At 45.2% G+C, this 17,307-nt stretch carries 14 protein-coding genes; 12 read left to right on the top strand and 2 right to left on the bottom strand.

Annotated features, from left to right (window positions below; translation table 11 throughout):
• Window positions 1-166 precede the first annotated feature (166 nt).
• From FSB76_RS16745 to FSB76_RS16700, 10 genes are all read left to right on the top strand, one after another.
• Window positions 167-3,685, top strand: coding sequence for a nitrate reductase (locus FSB76_RS16745; protein WP_147055264.1), 3,519 nt, complete (start codon window positions 167-169; stop codon window positions 3,683-3,685).
• A 4-nt stretch (window positions 3,686-3,689) separates the two neighbouring features.
• Window positions 3,690-5,129, top strand: coding sequence for a rubredoxin (locus tag FSB76_RS16740; RefSeq protein ID WP_147055262.1), 1,440 nt, complete (start codon window positions 3,690-3,692; stop codon window positions 5,127-5,129).
• Window positions 5,130-5,201: 72 nt separating this feature from the next.
• Window positions 5,202-5,795: a Crp/Fnr family transcriptional regulator gene (locus FSB76_RS16735; RefSeq protein WP_147055260.1), complete on the top strand. Its 594-nt coding sequence runs from the start codon at window positions 5,202-5,204 to the stop codon at window positions 5,793-5,795.
• A gap of 79 nt (window positions 5,796-5,874) precedes the next feature.
• Complete coding sequence (locus tag FSB76_RS16730; RefSeq protein WP_147055258.1) at window positions 5,875-6,627, top strand: SDR family oxidoreductase; 753 nt, start codon at window positions 5,875-5,877, stop codon at window positions 6,625-6,627.
• Between the two features lie 256 nt (window positions 6,628-6,883).
• Window positions 6,884-7,891: an aspartate-semialdehyde dehydrogenase gene (locus FSB76_RS16725; RefSeq protein ID WP_147055256.1), complete on the top strand. Its 1,008-nt coding sequence runs from the start codon at window positions 6,884-6,886 to the stop codon at window positions 7,889-7,891.
• 277 nt (window positions 7,892-8,168) lie between these two features.
• On the top strand, window positions 8,169-8,576 hold the full coding sequence (locus tag FSB76_RS16720; RefSeq protein WP_147055254.1) for a hypothetical protein: 408 nt from the start codon (window positions 8,169-8,171) through the stop codon (window positions 8,574-8,576).
• A 47-nt stretch (window positions 8,577-8,623) separates the two neighbouring features.
• Window positions 8,624-9,217: a penicillin-binding protein activator LpoB gene (locus FSB76_RS16715; RefSeq protein ID WP_147055252.1), complete on the top strand. Its 594-nt coding sequence runs from the start codon at window positions 8,624-8,626 to the stop codon at window positions 9,215-9,217.
• Window positions 9,218-9,265: 48 nt separating this feature from the next.
• Window positions 9,266-10,687, top strand: coding sequence for a COG3014 family protein (locus FSB76_RS16710; protein WP_147055250.1), 1,422 nt, complete (start codon window positions 9,266-9,268; stop codon window positions 10,685-10,687).
• Window positions 10,688-11,046: 359 nt separating this feature from the next.
• Window positions 11,047-12,069, top strand: a complete 1,023-nt coding sequence (locus FSB76_RS16705; protein WP_147055248.1) for a nucleoside hydrolase — start codon at window positions 11,047-11,049, stop codon at window positions 12,067-12,069.
• Between the two features lie 256 nt (window positions 12,070-12,325).
• Window positions 12,326-12,481, top strand: coding sequence for a lmo0937 family membrane protein (locus FSB76_RS16700; RefSeq protein WP_147055246.1), 156 nt, complete (start codon window positions 12,326-12,328; stop codon window positions 12,479-12,481).
• Window positions 12,482-12,537: 56 nt separating this feature from the next.
• Here FSB76_RS16700 and FSB76_RS16695 read toward each other — a convergent pair whose 3' ends face one another.
• Window positions 12,538-13,305: an SDR family NAD(P)-dependent oxidoreductase gene (locus FSB76_RS16695; RefSeq protein ID WP_225976227.1), complete on the bottom strand. Its 768-nt coding sequence runs from the start codon at window positions 13,303-13,305 to the stop codon at window positions 12,538-12,540.
• 189 nt (window positions 13,306-13,494) lie between these two features.
• Between FSB76_RS16695 and FSB76_RS16690 the strand changes: the two genes are divergently transcribed.
• Entirely contained in the window at window positions 13,495-15,057 is a 1,563-nt protein-coding gene (locus FSB76_RS16690; RefSeq protein WP_147055244.1) for a M20/M25/M40 family metallo-hydrolase, read from the top strand.
• Between the two features lie 678 nt (window positions 15,058-15,735).
• Here the strand turns inward: FSB76_RS16690 and FSB76_RS16685 are convergent.
• On the bottom strand, window positions 15,736-16,515 hold the full coding sequence (locus FSB76_RS16685; RefSeq protein WP_225976226.1) for a GH12 family glycosyl hydrolase domain-containing protein: 780 nt from the start codon (window positions 16,513-16,515) through the stop codon (window positions 15,736-15,738).
• A 301-nt stretch (window positions 16,516-16,816) separates the two neighbouring features.
• On the opposite strand from FSB76_RS16685, the gene FSB76_RS16680 reads away from it, so the two are divergent.
• Window positions 16,817-17,305, top strand: a complete 489-nt coding sequence (locus tag FSB76_RS16680) for a CAP domain-containing protein (protein ID WP_147055242.1) — start codon at window positions 16,817-16,819, stop codon at window positions 17,303-17,305.
• The last annotated feature ends 2 nt before the right edge of the window (window positions 17,306-17,307 follow it).

Genomic DNA, 17,307 nt, shown 5'->3' with positions numbered 1-17,307 from the left:
GAGGCGGGGCAAATCAAACACGCAAATCAAAGTCCTCTCCTTTGGAGAGGATTTAGGTGAGGCTATTCAAACATGCAATTAAAAGTCCTCTCCTTTGGAGAGGATTATTCGCAATTTAAAATTTAGGGGCGCTCATGAAGGCGCTGCCATTTAAGTGAGGCCCAAAATGTCTATAAATAAACGCTCTGTTAATACATTAAAAAGTACCTGCTGTTATTGCGGGGTGGGTTGCGGCGTTGTTATTAACAAAGAAAAAAATGGCAGCATCACTTTAGAGGGGGATAAAGATTATCCGGTAAATAAAGGAATGTTATGTAGTAAAGGGCTTAACCTGCACTACACCGCCAATGATAAAACAGACAGGCTGCTGTACCCGCAAATGCGTTATAATAAAAGCATGCCCATGCAAAGGGTAAGCTGGGATGATGCTTTGGAACGTACAGCAGCCGTTTTTAAAACTTTCATCAACAAATACGGACCCGATTCGGTGGCATTTTATGCTTCGGGCCAATGCCTTACCGAGGAGTATTATGTGGTGAACAAGCTGATGAAAGGTTTTATAGGCAGTAATAATATTGATACCAATTCGCGCCTGTGCATGAGCAGCGCGGTAGTGGCCTATAAAGTAGCGCTTGGCGAAGACAGTGTACCGCTTTGCTATGACGACATTGAACTGGCCGATTGTTTTTACGTTACCGGCGCCAACCCGGCCTGGTGCCATCCTATTTTATGGCGACGGGTGGAGGCCCACAAAGCCGCCAACCCCGATGTTAAAATTATAGTAGTTGACCCACGGGCTACTGATACCTGCAGTATTGCCGATTTACACCTGCAATTAAATCCGGGTACAGACATTACGCTTAACCACGCCATTGGCCGGGTGCTGATAGAGAACGGCGATATTGATGTTGACTTTGTAACCAAACATGCCGATGGTTTTGAGCAATACAGCAAAATAGTATTTGAACGTACACTGGCCGAATCGGCCCGGATATGTGGCGTGAGCGAAAGCAACATCCGCCTTGCTGCCCGATACATTGGCGAAGCTAAAGGCTTTATTTCGATGTGGACAATGGGGCTTAACCAAAGCTCGGTAGGCGTAAACAAAAACTTAAGCCTCATCAACCTCAATTTAATAACCGGTCATATTGGTAAGCCTGGCTCGGGCCCGTTATCGTTAACCGGGCAGCCAAACGCTATGGGCGGCCGCGAGGTAGGTGGCCTGGCCAACCTGCTGCCGGCGCACCGTAACCTGGCCAATCCTTTACACCGCGAAGAAGTACAAAAGTTTTGGGGAGGTACCCAAATAGCCGCCAAACCAGGCCTTACCGCCACCGAAATGTTTGAGGCTTTGAACGATGGCCGCTTAAAAGCCATCTGGATTATGTGCACCAACCCGCTAACCAGCTTGCCCAACGTACGCCTGGCCGAGGAAGCGCTTAAAAAAGCAAAATTTGTGGTGGTACAGGAAATAAGCAACAAGCCCGAGACCCTGGCCTATGCCGATGTAATACTCCCCGCCGCCGCCTGGGCCGAAAAGGAAGGCACCATGACAAACTCCGAGCGGCGCATAAGCTACCTGAACAAGGTGTTGGACCCTCCGGGCGAGGCTATTCCGGATAGCGAGATCATTTGCCGCTTTGCCAAAAAAATGGGTTACAAAGGTTTTGATTATAAAAATGCTGCTGAAATTTATGCCGAGCACGCCAAACTCACCGCCAAAACCAATATCGATATCAGCGGGCTAACCTATGATATCATTAAACAACAGGGATCGGTACAATGGCCTTATAAAAAACGGAATGTAACTATAGGTACACCCCGCCTGTTTACCGATAAAAAGTTTTATACCGAAACCGGGAATGCACACATCAGCGCTGTTCCGGATACCCTCACCAGCGAAATACCTGATGAGGATTTTCCTTTTATACTCACCACCGGCCGCATTCGCGATCAGTGGCATACCATGAGCAAAACCGGCAAAGTGAACAAGCTTAACCAGCATATAAAGCAATCGTTTATGGAGATAAACCCGCTTGATGCTATTGAGCTTAACATCCAGGACGGCGACGTTACCATTATCAAATCGCGCCGGGGCGAGGTAAACGTAAAGGCAAAAATTTCGGCTGCTATAAAACAAGGTGTTGTTTTTGTGCCCATGCACTGGGGCAAAATCCTTAATAACGATTTGCACCGCATCAATAACGTTACCAATGATGCGGTTGACCCGATATCAAAAGAACCCGATTTTAAGTATTGCGCCGTAAGCGTGCAAAAGTACAAAAAGCCGTTCCAGCGGATTGTGGTAGTAGGCGCGGGTGCCGGCGCTCACGGTTTTGTACGATCGTACCGGGAGTTGAATAAAGACGATGAGATTACCATTTTTAGTAAAGAAGATTATCCTTTTTATAACCGCGTAATGCTGCCCGATTACATCAGCGGCGAACAAAGCTGGGAGCAGCTGATAAAAATGACCGACGAGGAGGAGCCTGAATTTAAAATAAGGTTGTTACGCGGCGTAAGTGTAGAAAAAATAGACCGTGCCAATAAATATGTGCTGGATAGCCGGGGGGTAAAAACTTATTACGATGTGCTGTTGCTGGCAACCGGCAGCCGGGCGGCTATCCCCAAAAATGTGCCCTCGTTACAAGGCATTTTCAGCATGCGCAGCCGTAACGATGCCGATAACTTTAAAAAGCATGTACCCAAAAACGGCCATGTGGTTATAGTGGGTGGTGGTTTGCTCGGTTTGGAGATGGCTGCTTCCCTGCGCGAAATAGGCGTAACCATTACGATCATCCAGCGAACGTCCCGGTTTTTGAACCGGCAACTGGATGAATTGGGCAGCAGGCTGTTACATGAGGAAATGGCCGACCAGGGCTGCGATATTTTTTATGACGACGAGGTTCAGTTATTTTATGGCCGCAGCAAACTAACCGGCATAGGCCTTAAAAGCGGGCGCAAAATTGATTGCGACGCCATGATATTGGCTATTGGCACAACCCCCAACCTGGAAATTGCCAAAGACTGCGGCCTTGATATTAAACGGGGCGTAATTGTAAACGAGCGGCTGCTCACCAGCGACCCCAGCATATATGCCATTGGCGAAATTGCCGAATTTAACGGCACACTGTATGGAATAACTGCCGCGGCAGAACAGCAGGCCGCCGTAGTAGCCGGTTACATGAATGGCGATATCGGCAGCTATTATAAAGGCAGCCTGTTCATGAACATCATTAAAATTCACGGTTTTGATTTATGCAGCATTGGCTTATCTGAATGCCCGGATGACAAGGATTACGAAGAGATAGTATTTATTGATAAAGCCAAACGCTACTATAAAAAATGCATTATTCACCAGGATAAGCTGGTAGGAACTATTTTAATTGGGGATAAAGGCGAGTTCCAGGAATTTAGGGAGTTGATAGCCAACAAAACCGAACTGAGCGATAAGCGTCTTAAACTGTTACGCAGCGGCAAAACCGCCGAGCCTGTTTTGGGCAAACTGGTGTGCAGCTGCAATAATGTGGGTGCCGATAATATCCGCAATAAAGTAGCTGCTGGCTGTACCCAACTGGCAGATGTTTGCAGCCAAACCGGGGCCGGAACGGGTTGCGGATCATGCAGGCCCGAGGTGAAAAGGCTGTTGGAGGAGGTGTTACAGCAGCAATTAATAAAAGTATAAGCAGATGAAAAAAAAGCAACTGATTAAAATAAACCTGCCGGGCGGGGTAGCCTCTGCCGGCGACTTTTACGAAATGCTTATCATCGCCCAAAATGCGGGCGCGGCCCAAATTCGTTTTGGTAACAGGCAGCAGCTTTATTTTGAAGTAGATGCCGGCCAGCTGGAAGACCTGGAGTTTGATATGCTGGGTGCCGGTATCGATCATGAAATTAATGCCGACCAGTTCCCCAATATTACAAGCTCATATATTGCCGATGGAATTTTTAACCACGAAAACTGGCTGAAAGAAGGTGTTTACAAAGACATTTTCGACCTGTTTGATTATCAGCCCGAACTAAAAATAAACCTGGTTGATAGCAACCAAACCTTTGCCCCCTTTTTTACCGGGAATTTTAATTTCATCTCGTCGCCGGTAAGTAATTACTGGTATTTGTATATCAGGTTTCCTAAAACCAATATCCTGTATTGCTGGCCTGTATTGGTTTATTCGGACGATATCCCGGCCTTGTGCAAAGCCGTGCAGCAGGTAATATTTGCCAACAAATCTTTGTTTTATGACCAGGCCGAGGTCAACGCCGGTTTGCTGTACCAATTGGTTGCCACTAATAACCAGTTTGTGATTCAGCAAATAGACCAGCCGTTAAACATCCCCGAGTTCCAGTTACCCTACTATGAGGGTTTTAATAAACAGGGTAATAAATATTGGCTGGGTATTTACAGGCGTAACGAATTATTTGACATCGAATTTTTGAAAGATATCTGCAACCTGTGTATGCAAACACGGGTGGGGCAGTTGTATATCAGCCCATGGAAATCATTGCTGGTTAAAAACATAGAGGCTAAACACCGGCCTTTATGGGGCAATTTGTTAAACAAATACCGGGTTAACATAAGGCATGCCTCAAACGAATTAAACTGGCAGGTAGAAGACCTGTGCAGCCAATGTCTTGATTTAAAACAACAACTGGTACGCGAATTTGAGGAGGCCGACCTGCGCACATACCGCCTCAGTTTCGCCATTAAACGGTCGCCAAAATCGGGGATCTACGGCTCTATCATGATCCGCGAGCGCAAGCCCGATGAGTTTGAAATTGTGCATACCCGCGATTTTAACCACAATACCCGCGAGTTTGTGGTGTATAAGCAAGGTGTGGCCAAAACCGACCTTGGCCGGCATTTAATTGCCCTTTGCGATTTATTTTATGAGCAGCAAAGCAATATCAATCAATCAACCCCAGTTGCAGGCAGGGAAGATATGCACAAAGCAAGTCATCAAAAAACAGTACACCAGTGTAAAAATTGTTTCACTATTTATGATGAAGCATACGGTGATGAATTAAACGGGCTTTTGCCGGGTATTTCGTTTAGCGATATAAGCAGTTTTGAGTGCCCTACCTGCGGTGCTGGTAAAGAGGATTACCAGGAACTGGTTTGCATGGCGTAGCAAATCTGTTTAAAAAGCCATCAAGTGTCCCTCTCATAATATTTAATTATACTTGTTATAATTTTCACACTGATGGATGACTTAAGCCCCTTTATAAAATATATACAAAGGTTAGTAACACTGTCGCCCGCCGACCTGGCCGAATTTTTAGCTGGCTTTAAATTAAAAAAGGTAAAAAAGAAGCAATTCATTATTCAGCCCGACTTTATTGCCAAACACCGTACCTATATTCTGCAAGGCGCATTCCGTTCGTACGTTGTTGATAACGAAGGGATTGAACATACCATTCAATTTGCAATTGAGGATTGGTGGATATCGGATATTAACAGTTTTTTGTACCAGAAACCAGCCACCATGTTTGTGGTGGCGCTGGAAGATAGTATCGTACTACAAATAGACTTCGAAACTGAACGGCATTTAAAACAAGCCAAACATCAATTCGAAACCTTTTTTCGCATGGCTGCCGAACGTACCGCTGCTTTTCATCAGCGGCGGATCATTTCAACCCTAACGCGTACAGCCGAAGAACGTTATAGCGATTTTTTAGAAACATATCCTTCGGTAGCCCAGCGCCTGCCACAATACGCTATAGCCTCCTATCTCGGTATGACTACCGAGTTCCTTTCTAAAATCCGCAACCATAAAGTGCGCAAAAAGTTGAAGTAGTTCAACCTTATTTCCTAACCTGGTTCATCGTTAACTTTTTGCAGAGGCAGCACCTTTGTGTTATTAAAACAACACAAAAATGTCAGGTAAATTAAAAAATAAAGTGGCCGTAGTTACAGGTGGTAACAGCGGCATAGGTTTTGCAACCGCGAAATTATTTGCAAATGAAGGTGCAAAGGTGGCCGTTACGGGCCGCGACCAAGCCACCATAGCAACATCGGTAGCCCAAATTGGCAATAATGCCATTGGCTTTGTAGCCGATGTGGCCAACATTAACAGCATAGCCCCTGTTTATGAAAAGGTTAGCAGCACCTTTGGTAAAATAGATATACTGGTAGTAAATGCCGGCATTGTATACCTATCGCCCATAGCGGATGTTACCGAAGAAATGTTTGACCAGGTAAGCGATATCAATTACAAAGGTGTTTTCTTCACCGTTCAAAAAGCGTTGCCTTATCTTAATGATGGTGCGTCAATCGTTATCACTTCATCAACCGTCGCTAATAAAGGTATTGCCGGAGGTTCAGTTTATTTATCAACAAAGGCTGCCGAGCGCGCCTTGGTAAGGGCCTTTGCCGCCGAACTTGTTGGCCGTAATATTCGTGTGAATGCGCTTTCACCAGGATCTGTTGGCACCCCAATATTTAAAAAGGCCGGCTTTGCCCAGGAACAGGAAGATGCTATGAATCAGTTTTTTGCAACGGCAACCCCAATGAAAAGGGCTGGCTCGGTTGATGAAATGGCCAAGGGCTTTCTATTCCTTGCATCTGACGATTCATCGTACATGACAGGCGGCGATCTGTTGCTGGATGGCGGCTTCCGCGATTTATAAGCAAATACGATAATTTAATAACACGGCGACTTGCAGAGTTTTTAAAACTTTGCAAGTCGCCGTGTTGCATATAATCGCCACCAACAATTACTCACCCAATCAACTATTCACCATTCACCCAAGCACTATTTAACTACCAATCAGGTAGATTATCTAAAAAAATGTGCATATTTGGGGTTCAAAATTATTATTTCACAAATTAACACGCAATGAAGCATCCGAAAGGAGTTTCATTACAATTAAAAACAATTAAACAATGAAAGTCGCAGTAGTAGGTGCTACTGGCTTAGTAGGCACCAAAATGTTGCAGGTTCTGGCAGAACGCAACTTCCCCGTTACAGAATTAATTCCCGTAGCTTCCGCAAAAAGTATTGGTAAAGAAATCACTTTTAAGGGTAAGCAGTTTAAGGTAGTTTCTGTTGAGGATGCGATTAAGATGAAGCCGGACGTTGCAATTTTCAGCGCCGGCGGCAGTACTTCATTGGAGCAGGCACCGCTTTTTGCGGCAGCAGGCACAACCGTTATTGATAATTCATCGGCCTGGCGCATGGACCCAACCAAAAAACTGGTTGTGCCCGAGGTAAATGCCGACGTATTAACCGCCGATGACAAAATTATTGCCAACCCAAATTGCTCAACCATACAAATGGTAGTGGCTTTAAAACCGCTTCACGATAAATATAAAATTAAACGCGTAGTAGTATCTACCTACCAATCGGTAACCGGTACCGGCGTAAAAGCTGTTGACCAGTTGTTTAACGAGCGCAAAGGGATTGATGGACCAAAGGTTTACCCATACACTATCGACCTGAATGTGATCCCTCAGATTGATGTGTTTACCGACAATGGTTACACCAAAGAGGAGATGAAAATGATCCTGGAAACTAAAAAGATCATGGGCGATGATAGCATTAAAGTTACTGCTACCACCGTTCGTATCCCGGTTATGGGCGGTCACTCAGAGTCGGTTAACATCGAGTTTTTACATGATTTTGATTTGAGCGAAGTACGCGAGCTATTAGCCAATTCGCCGGGTATTGTGGTGGTTGATGATACCGCCAACCTGAAATACCCGATGCCGCTTGACGCGCACGATAAAGACGATGTTTTTATAGGCCGTTTACGCCGCGACGAAAGCCAGGATAATACACTGAACTGCTGGATAGTATCGGATAACCTGCGCAAAGGCGCTGCTACCAATGCCGTGCAAATTGCAGAATATCTGGCAGCAAAGCATTTGATTGGCCAGCCGGTTGAAGCGTAATTATTAGTGAATGGTTGATTGAGTTGATTAAGAGAGTGGTTTTTAGCACTCGTTAACTCAACCCAAAACTTAAAAATATCACAGGGATAGTCGGCTGATTATCCCTGTTTTTATATAAAAGCTCTCCCTTAAAAACAGCCGCGCCTGCCTGTTAGTTAATCGCTGCCTCATCATTAAGTAAAAAGATGCTTATTAACATAATTTAACGGTGTATCTGCGTTAACTTATTACGTTTAATAGCGTCATTTGTATTTCAATTACATTATTTTATTTCACCATGAAAACTAAGATAATTATAGCAGCCCTTGCCGTTTTTGGCAGTTTGTACAGCGGTGCGGTTAGCGCGCAGCAAACCGCCTTACTTGCCGATCAGAACCCGCGATATAAAGAAAGCCAGGCTAAATACGCCCGTGGGGCAGATAGCCTTACCCGCTTACAAGGCACAACCATACAGGATACCTACAAAGCTTATGACTGGTACGAGGCCAGGCTGGAGCGCCGCCGCCAGAACCGCGAGTGGAGACATCAGGAACGCATGAATGGCTACTTTGATTACACGCCGTCATGGGGGTTTTACGATAATTACTATTCGCCATCAATCAACTTTGGCTTTGGCGGCCGCTGGGGGCGCGGCGGATACCACGGAGGCCGTTCCGGTATCGGAATTGGTTTTGGCTGGTATTAATTAGCGCCATGCATCACTTACTATCATAATTTAACAACCTACTATCAATGAAATTTAATAACATTTTAACCATTGCTGCATTTGCAGTTTCAACATTTTTTGCAGCCTCATGCTCAAGGCAGGTAACACGCGTTAGCACCGATCAAACTATAGATGTAAGCGGTAACTGGAATAACAGCGACTCGCGGATGGCGGCCGAAGAACTAACGGGCAAAATTTTAGGCGCAAGCTGGATAGAAACTCATCAAACCGATCACCAGGGCAAAAAGCCGGTGGTAATTGTGGGGTTTGTGCAAAACAAAAGCCACGAACATATTGATGCCGAAACTTTTTTAAAGGATATTGAAAGCTCATTTATTCAAACCCAAAAAGTACGTTTGGTACAAGGTGGTAAGAAACGCGAAGAACTGCGTGCCGAAAAAGCCGACCAGCAAACCAATGCTACCGTATCAAGCATGAAACAGTTTGGCTTAGAAAACGGTGCCGATTATATACTACAAGGCTCTATTAATTCGATAGTTGATTCGCACAAACGCAAAAAGGTTGTTTACTACCAGGTAAACCTCGAACTCACCAATATTCAAACAAACGAAGTGGTTTGGATTGGAGAGAAAAAAATAGCCAAATACGTAACAAATTAAAGTAAGAAAGCCTTGTGCCGTTGCGTTCAGGGTTCCTTACAGCTTAAAATGATAAACATACGTACGCGTTTTTTCCGCGCATCACCTGTTATTGGGGTGATGCTTTTTTTATTTGGTTGTACCACTTACAACCAAAGCCTTACTTCTTATTACAAAAATGTTTATGCAGGCAATTATCCCCAGGCCGAAAAAGACCTGGATAATAATGGCCTTATCCAAAAGCCGCGCAATAAACTCCTGTACCTGATGGAGAAAGGGCGGGTAGCGCATCTTAGGGGAGAATACGAATCAAGCAATAAGTACTTTAACAATGCCGATCAATTATTGGATAGTGGTTTAAGCGGTGCTGCCGACGCGGCCGTTGGCTTATTACTTAACTCGATGTCGCAAACATATAAAGGCGAGGATTTTGAAAAATTCATGATCCATTATTACAAGGCGCTGAACTACCTTTATCTGAACAATACCGAAGATGCCATTGTAGAAGCCCGCCGCATCACCCTGCAGGCGCAGGACCAGGGCGATAAATTTAACAATAAAGACAACCGTTACTCAAACGATGCATTCGCCCTAATGTTCCAGGGCATGCTTTACGAACGGAATAACGATGTAAACAATGCCTTTATATCATACCGCAACGCTGCCGAGATCTATCTGAAAAATCCCGATCAAACTTATTATGGCACACCTATGCCCATGGGACTAAAGGAAGACGTGATCAGGACCGCCATGTTGAACGGCTTTACAACCGAGGCCGACCAGTTTGAAAAAACATTTGGTATTCAGTACACCCTTAATAAACCCAATGAAGGCGGCGAGCTGATCTTGTTTTGGGAAAACGGACTTGCGCCGGTTAAAACACAGGAAGATTTATTTTTTAGCCTGGTGAGGCATAGCGATGGCGGGTTGTTTTTTGTTAACGGTGCCGGTTTAGAAATCCCGTTTAACTATAGCGGCGACAGGAACAGGGTGAACCTGAAATCTGTAGAAAGTTTGCGGGTTGCGTTTCCAAAGTATATTGCCCAAACGCCTTATTATTTAAGCGCCGATATTAGTGTCAATAATCAACAAATACCTTTAGAAAAAGCCGAGGACATTAATGAGCTGGCTTTTAAAACGCTTCAGCAGCGTACCTTAAAAGAACTGGGCAAAGTGCTTGCAAGGCTTGCGGTAAAAAAAATGGCCGAATATGGCCTGCGTGCCGCAGCCACAAGCGATGGTAAAACCAACGGCGTTTTAGAAGGGCTGGGCTATGGCGTACAACTTTACAGCCTGTTGTCTGAAAAGGCCGATACCCGTAACTGGCAGTCCCTGCCGTCATCTATTTCTTACGCCCGCGTACCGCTGCAAAAGGGGGTTAACAAAGTAAATATCGTATTAAAAAATGCCCAGGGCGTTGCCGAAACCAAAACAATTGAGATACAAGGCAACGGATCAATACAGTTTTATAACTATGCGACGTTGAGGTAGGGTATGCGTTTATAATATTCTTAGTGAAAACCTTTGGCCCGTGTATTGTAATTCTACTTATCCTAACGCCAGTAAACGTATTTGGCCAACACTCCAAGATAATTAAGGCAGACTTGCTGACTGCATACCTATGATACCGAAGAGCCGGAAGGCGTATTTGCTGTATTTAACACTAAGCCAGACCTTGGTTATATTTATCCCGACCGTAAGGTATTTAACCTAAGCTAAGCTGCAAATTACTATGCCCATATGTGCGGCTATACACGATGATAAATAGGCCGTGTTAAATAATTTCAGGCCAGATTATTTGAAAGGTAAAAGCATTATATTGCCATTACCAATTAACACCCCAAAAAATCATGGTCAAACGCGTTATCCTTGCCTGCCTGGCGCTTGCTTTTATTATTCCTCACGTTGCTATCGCTCAAGCAACAGCTGCCAATAAGCCGGTGTCGCCACGTATCCGGGTGATAATGGATAACGATTTTAGCGGCGACCCTGATGGCTTATTTGCCCTTACACATTTAATGTTGTCTCAATCCGTAGATGTCAGGGGCATCATAGGCTCGCATTTAAAAGCGGGTGATGGTTTTGATCCGTCAAAAACCCAGGCAGATAATGCCGCAAAAAAAGCGACAGAGCTGTTAAGTATCCTGAAAATGACGGGACGGGTGCCGGTAGTAGCAGGTTCAAACACCGGGATGCTGAACGATACCACCCCGGTAAAAAGCGCAGCCGTTGATATGATTATCAACGAGGCTTCGCGAACCGATACCCAATTGCCCCTATATGTAGTTTGCGGTGCCGGGCTTACCGAAATTGCATCTGCGGTTTTAACCAACCCGGCAATTGCCGGCAAACTCACCCTGGTATGGATAGGAGGCCCCGAATACGCCGACCTGGCCCTGCCCCCACCCAACTACTCCAACCCCGAATACAATCTTAATATCGATATTGCTGCCGCCAGGGCAGTTTTTAACCATTCGCAATTAAGGCTGTGGCAGGTGCCGCGCAATGCTTACCGCCAGGCTTTGCTGCCCTATTCGCAACTGCTACTCAAAATTAAGCCCCACGGCGAAGCGGGCAAATATTTAACTAATGTGATAGAGGGTTTGATGACACGCATCCAGCAATGGCACCTGAATATTGGCGAAACGTACGTTTTAGGCGATAGCCCGCTGGTGTTGCTTACTGCCTTACAATCATCGTTTGAGGCCGACCCTTCGAGCAGCGAATATACGCTGAAGAACTGCCCGAAGATAAATGCACAGGGCGGTTATGATTATAATGCAGGTGGCCGCAACATCCGTGTATACACCCGATTGGACATCAACCTGATGTTTAACGATTTTTTTGCTAAGCTGGAACTGAATGCCAGATAGCTTTCCGAATTATCAAAAAAAGATAGTTTATAAATTACAAGGTAAATTTACAGGGATAAAAATGCCCATTTATTAATATGCACACCGATAGTTGTATAGAATAATAACCTATTTACCTTGTTTTAAGTACAGAAAACAGGCTACGAAAGCGTCGTTCCCGCCTGTTTAAGGTAGAAAACAGAGTTGGTATTTAAATTGTAAATGGTTTAATACATCATTTGAAAAACAATTTTATAAACAATTAAAAAAATCTATCATGAATTCATTACTGTATATCATTGCTGTTATCCTGATCATAGGCTGGGCAATCGGCGCGTTTGTTTACTCTGTAGGTGGTTTAATCCACATCCTGTTGGTTATTGCTATTATAGCTGTAATACTTGGTTTTTTACGCAGGGATACGGCTATATAAGCTGCTATTCAAATAAATATCAACCCCAGTCTGCAAAACAGGCCGGGGTTATTTTTTTAACTCCGCAGGTACGATGCACCATTAATGTCAATTATACCACCACTGCTAAACTCCATCCCCGGTGATGCATAAATAGCCACCAATGTGGCTACCTCCTGCGTGTTTGCCACGCGGCCAAAGGGGCTTTGGTTTTTTATTGCCTGGCCGGCAGGGCTGTTCAAAATATCGGCAGTCATATCTGTTTCTGTAAACCCGGGCGCTATAACATGTATACTTACACCCTTTGGCGCCAACGCAATAGCCAGCGATTGGCTCATCGAGTTTAACCCTGCCTTACTTGCACCATAGGCAGGGCAATCGGGCTCGCCACGGAAGGCCCCGCGAGATGAAATGTTCACTATTTTACCACCGCCCTGCTCGGCCATCTGCCGCCCGGCAAAATAACACAGGTTGGCAGCGCCCACCAGGTTAACATCAATGGTTTGTTTCCACATGGCAAGCCAGTGCGTATAATCAGCATCCATGATCTTGTGCTCCAGGAATACTCCTGCGTTGTTTACCAATACGTCAATACCGTTATACTTTGCTATAAAAGCCTTCATAAAGGTTTCAACCGCGCCGGCATCCTGTATTTGCAGTTGCCAGGCGCTGTGCCCAGTTCCCGGCAGCAAGGCAATTGTTTCGTCGGCTGCCTGTTGGTTGCTTAAGTAGGTTATGGCAACCTGTGCACCCGCAGCCGCGAACAGCTGCGCACAAGCCCGCCCTATACCGCGCGAACCGCCGGTGATTAAAACCCGCTTGTTTGTAAAATCAAATGTCATCATAGCCCTGTTGGTTGAATAACAAATAACGGAAAACCTAAGCCATAAAGCGCATCAAAATTTAAGTTTACCATGTGTTTGTATATTAAAAACCTGCTCAATGTTGTCAGCGGTTCACATTTCCTGTACATAATTTATTCCTGCATCCATATCATCAAAAAAATCTCTACTTTTAACTATCACACCCACGTTATGAAACATCTGACCGTTAAAACACTACTGGGCTTTAGCCTGTTTGCCTGCACCGCAGCGTATGCGCAGCAGGAAACTATTGACACCGCTGCCTTCCGTAAAATCAGGAATGCGGAGCTTACCAGTTCCCAAATTCCGCAAATTGCGCATTACCTTACAGATGTTTCGGGGCCAAGGCTTACCAATTCGCCGGGTTACAAGCGGGCTGCTACCTGGGCTGTTGAAACCATGAAAAAATGGGGTTTAGCCAATGCCAAAATGGAACCCTGGGGCGAATTTGGCAAGCAGTGGGAAGTGCAGGATTTCAGCATATCAATGCGTGCTCCTTATGTGCAGTCTGTGCGGGCATATCCTGGGCCGTGGAGCGCCAATACCAAAGGCTTACAGCAGGGGCAGGTAATACTGCTTACACCTGCAAACGCCATGGATACGGCTTACCTGGCCAGCCACTCAGCCGATTTTAAGGACAAATTTGTACTGGTAACCGGCGGTGCCGCCAGCAGTGCCGAAAGATTTGAACCATCGGCAACACGATTGGCAGATACCGCCCTGGCCAACCTTAAGGATGCCTACATGATTGATAAACCGACGATACAGATGTATCAAGGCTACTTCAAAATTTTTGCGAAGATTGATGAATTGCTTAAATCAGCCGGTGCGCTGGCCTACATTACCACCGGCAGGAATAACCATAACGGAACGGTGGTGGTGCAGGCCTTCGGTGACTATAAAAAAATAGTGGCCGAAACCGTACCCAAAGTAACCATGTCGGCCGAAGACGGGCAAAAAATAAAAAGGCTCATCCTATCCGGCCACAAAGTAGAACTGGCCTTAAATATAAGCGGCAACCTCACAACCGACAATCCTAAAGGTTACAATGTGGTTGCCGAAATTCCTGGTACCGATGCCAAACTGAAACCACAGCTGGTAATGCTTGGCGGCCATCTTGATTCATGGCAGGCCGCCACGGGCGCCACTGATAATGCCGCCGGCTGCATCGTGATGATGGAGGCCGTACGATTGCTGGATTCATTGGGCCTTAAGCCTAAACGTACCATCCGCATAGCCCTTTGGAGTGGCGAGGAGCAGGGCCTGTTAGGCTCTTTTAATTATGTAAAAAACCATTTTATGGATGGTACAACATTCGCCCTAAAACCCGAACAGGCAAAAGTATCAGCCTATTTTAACCTCGATAACGGCACCGGCAAAATAAGGGGCATTTATGCCCAGAATAACCAGGCCGTAAAACCCATATTTACCGAATGGTTTAAACCCTTTGCAGACCTGGGTGCCCAAACCGTAACCCTGAGTAATACCGGATCAACAGATCACCTCAGTTTCGATTGGGCGGGCATCCCCGGCTTTCAGTTTGTGCAGGACCCCATTGATTACGAAACCCGCACCCATCACAGCAACCTGGACGATTATGACCACCTGATAATTGACGACCTTAAACAAGCTGCCATTATTGTAGCCTCGTTTGTATACCAAACCGCTACCCGCCCTGATATGTTGCCCCGCAAGCCGTTGGTAAAGGAAAAGTTTGTATTTGATGGTTTTTAGGGATGATAGATTTGTGTGTTCAGAAACTCCTATCAGGATGTGAATATCCAGAATGCTAAGAGTTGTCGCCAAAACTTACTCTTTTCTATGGCAACTATAATGTTGGTGACGACACTTAACAGGAGCGGCAGGGCAATGCCAACATGAAAAGAATACCTACCGTTTCTTCTATTAAGGAAAAATACCCGTTAAACGTTTTTGTTCTTTTGCCACTAACCGTGTAAGTAATTTCTTTATGCTGAATCTTCCTAAGGGCCATCGGCCCGACACATATTGTAGCCGCGGGTTTCAACCCGTGGATGAATGACAAAAGACCAACAAGAGTGCCATGGGCACGGTCCATATTTGGGACAAATCCAGGTATTTCAAGATGCTACCTGTTCATAATATGGATCGAACCTATGGTTCTCAATCGTTTTCTCGTTTTTTTCCACGGGTTAAAACCCGTGGCTACAAGATTGGCCGAGGCTACGCCTCTAATATGTGTTGAATAGGTACCAATGAGCTAGCTTATTATATAGATTAAGTATGGAAAGCAATATCTATTGTTTATCGTCAAACTGGTTTGACTTATGGGGCGCCCCGATCTATTAATTACAACAAATCCCTTATATAACGCAACAGCCCCTGATCTTTCGATCAAAGGCTGTTGCGCTGATGAGTGTCTTTTGGCACTTATCAATTATAAGAAACCGAATAGCTGTTACAGGTAAAGTTTAAACCGCCCCCGTTAGTGCCGTACGACGAAGTAATCTCGAAACCGAACTGCACATTGCCCAAGGTAATATTGCCAAACCAACCTTTGTTTTTTATCCATGTTTGAATAGCCTTAACATCAACAGTTGCTGATGAAGTGTTGCTTGTGCGTAAAAACGAGTAAACGTTGTTTGAACCGTTGTTTCCCCTGAATACATTCCAGGTATGGCCACCTACGCTAACGTTGGTATATACAGGCACCGCCGCGCCGCTGGCATTGTAGTTGTACGATATGGGTTTAACATTACCGCTGCCGCTGGAGCTGCCGGTGTAGTTTAACCAAAGCATGGTTTCGTTTTGGTTGCCGCTATCCCATATATCATAGGTAGCTTCCCACGCGCCGCTTGACGGAACAGTAAAGTTGGCACTGCTTGTACATGAGTTTAAGCTGCTTAAAGCCACACCCACATATTTGGTGGAGTTGGGATATGATTTTATTCCACCTGTATTAGGGTGGTTGGCCCAAACGCCCCAGTTGCTATAGGAGTTTGCCCAAATATTTTGCGCACCGGCTCCCGAGCCCCAAACATCGTTATAAACGGTATATCCCCCGTTTGACCATGACCCATAGGCTGCACTTGACGACCAGTTTGCTTTTACCTGTGCTTCAGTAGCGGTCGGTAATTCAGCATTGTTTTTTTTACAGCCCAGGGCTAAGCCTGCAACCGCGATGAACAGGACCACGTGTTTTTTCATTTTCATAATTTTGGTTTTTAATGGTTTATATTGGTTTTGATATATGCGCAAATAATGATGCATTTTATTAACGCTCAGGCAAAAAATCGCTAAAGCCCGGCAGGCCGTTGCTTAGCACTGTTTAACAATTGGTTAAGTCAAAACTATAAAGTATGGTAATAGCCGTTGTGGATACTTAGGGGTATAAATGTCAACTATGGCTATTTTCGCTACAGTTAAAAAATATTTGTTATACTTTTATTGCTGCGCTGCGGGTTAAAGCATCGGTAGGACTATCAAAAAAATCAGGATATTATCAGGAAATAAAATGGCAAAGCGTTTTTTTTATAGTTGGCAGTTTTTGTTTGGCTGCCTGCTTTTTACCTGCGTGGCAGCATGTAAAAAAGAAAATGCCATTATAGTTGGGCGGGTGGAATTAGCGATGCTCGATTCTGTAAATAAACTACGTGCAACCGGCTGTACCTGCGGAACCGTTTTTATGCCCCCTGCAAAAAAACTAATGTGGAATTATAACCTGGCCATCGCCGCGCAGGTTCATGCGCTTGATATGAATAACAATAACTACTTCGATCATATCTCCCCCACCGGTACCTCGCCCATACAACGGGCCATAGCCGCGGGGTACACAGGCCAGTATATTGGCGAAAACATTGCCAAAGGATACACCACCATTGGCCAGGTAATGCAGGCCTGGAAAAAAAGCGACGACCACTGTAAGGCCATGATGGATACGCTTTATGTAGAAATGGGGGCTTACAGCTATAACGGCTACTGGGTACAGGAATTTGGCCGGTGACT

The organism is Mucilaginibacter ginsenosidivorax (genome assembly GCF_007971525.1).
Classification (GTDB): domain Bacteria; phylum Bacteroidota; class Bacteroidia; order Sphingobacteriales; family Sphingobacteriaceae; genus Mucilaginibacter; species Mucilaginibacter ginsenosidivorax.
This window is presented reverse-complemented; position numbering and strand designations above follow the sequence as displayed.

What these genes read in the sequence shown, in the direction of transcription:
- FSB76_RS16705 (WP_147055248.1), top strand. Translation starts at nt 11,047, where the DNA reads ATGGTCAAACGCGTTATCCTTGCCTGCCTGGCGCTTGCTTTTATTATT.
- FSB76_RS16715 (WP_147055252.1), top strand. Translation starts at nt 8,624, where the DNA reads ATGAAATTTAATAACATTTTAACCATTGCTGCATTTGCAGTTTCAACA.
- FSB76_RS16720 (WP_147055254.1), top strand. Translation starts at nt 8,169, where the DNA reads ATGAAAACTAAGATAATTATAGCAGCCCTTGCCGTTTTTGGCAGTTTG.
- FSB76_RS16690 (WP_147055244.1), top strand. Translation starts at nt 13,495, where the DNA reads ATGAAACATCTGACCGTTAAAACACTACTGGGCTTTAGCCTGTTTGCC.
- FSB76_RS16680 (WP_147055242.1), top strand. Translation starts at nt 16,817, where the DNA reads ATGGCAAAGCGTTTTTTTTATAGTTGGCAGTTTTTGTTTGGCTGCCTG.
- FSB76_RS16700 (WP_147055246.1), top strand. Translation starts at nt 12,326, where the DNA reads ATGAATTCATTACTGTATATCATTGCTGTTATCCTGATCATAGGCTGG.
- FSB76_RS16745 (WP_147055264.1), top strand. Translation starts at nt 167, where the DNA reads ATGTCTATAAATAAACGCTCTGTTAATACATTAAAAAGTACCTGCTGT.
- FSB76_RS16735 (WP_147055260.1), top strand. Translation starts at nt 5,202, where the DNA reads ATGGATGACTTAAGCCCCTTTATAAAATATATACAAAGGTTAGTAACA.
- FSB76_RS16685 (WP_225976226.1), bottom strand. Translation starts at nt 16,515, where the DNA reads ATGAAAATGAAAAAACACGTGGTCCTGTTCATCGCGGTTGCAGGCTTA.
- FSB76_RS16710 (WP_147055250.1), top strand. Translation starts at nt 9,266, where the DNA reads ATGATAAACATACGTACGCGTTTTTTCCGCGCATCACCTGTTATTGGG.
- FSB76_RS16740 (WP_147055262.1), top strand. Translation starts at nt 3,690, where the DNA reads ATGAAAAAAAAGCAACTGATTAAAATAAACCTGCCGGGCGGGGTAGCC.
- FSB76_RS16695 (WP_225976227.1), bottom strand. Translation starts at nt 13,305, where the DNA reads ATGATGACATTTGATTTTACAAACAAGCGGGTTTTAATCACCGGCGGT.
- FSB76_RS16725 (WP_147055256.1), top strand. Translation starts at nt 6,884, where the DNA reads ATGAAAGTCGCAGTAGTAGGTGCTACTGGCTTAGTAGGCACCAAAATG.
- FSB76_RS16730 (WP_147055258.1), top strand. Translation starts at nt 5,875, where the DNA reads ATGTCAGGTAAATTAAAAAATAAAGTGGCCGTAGTTACAGGTGGTAAC.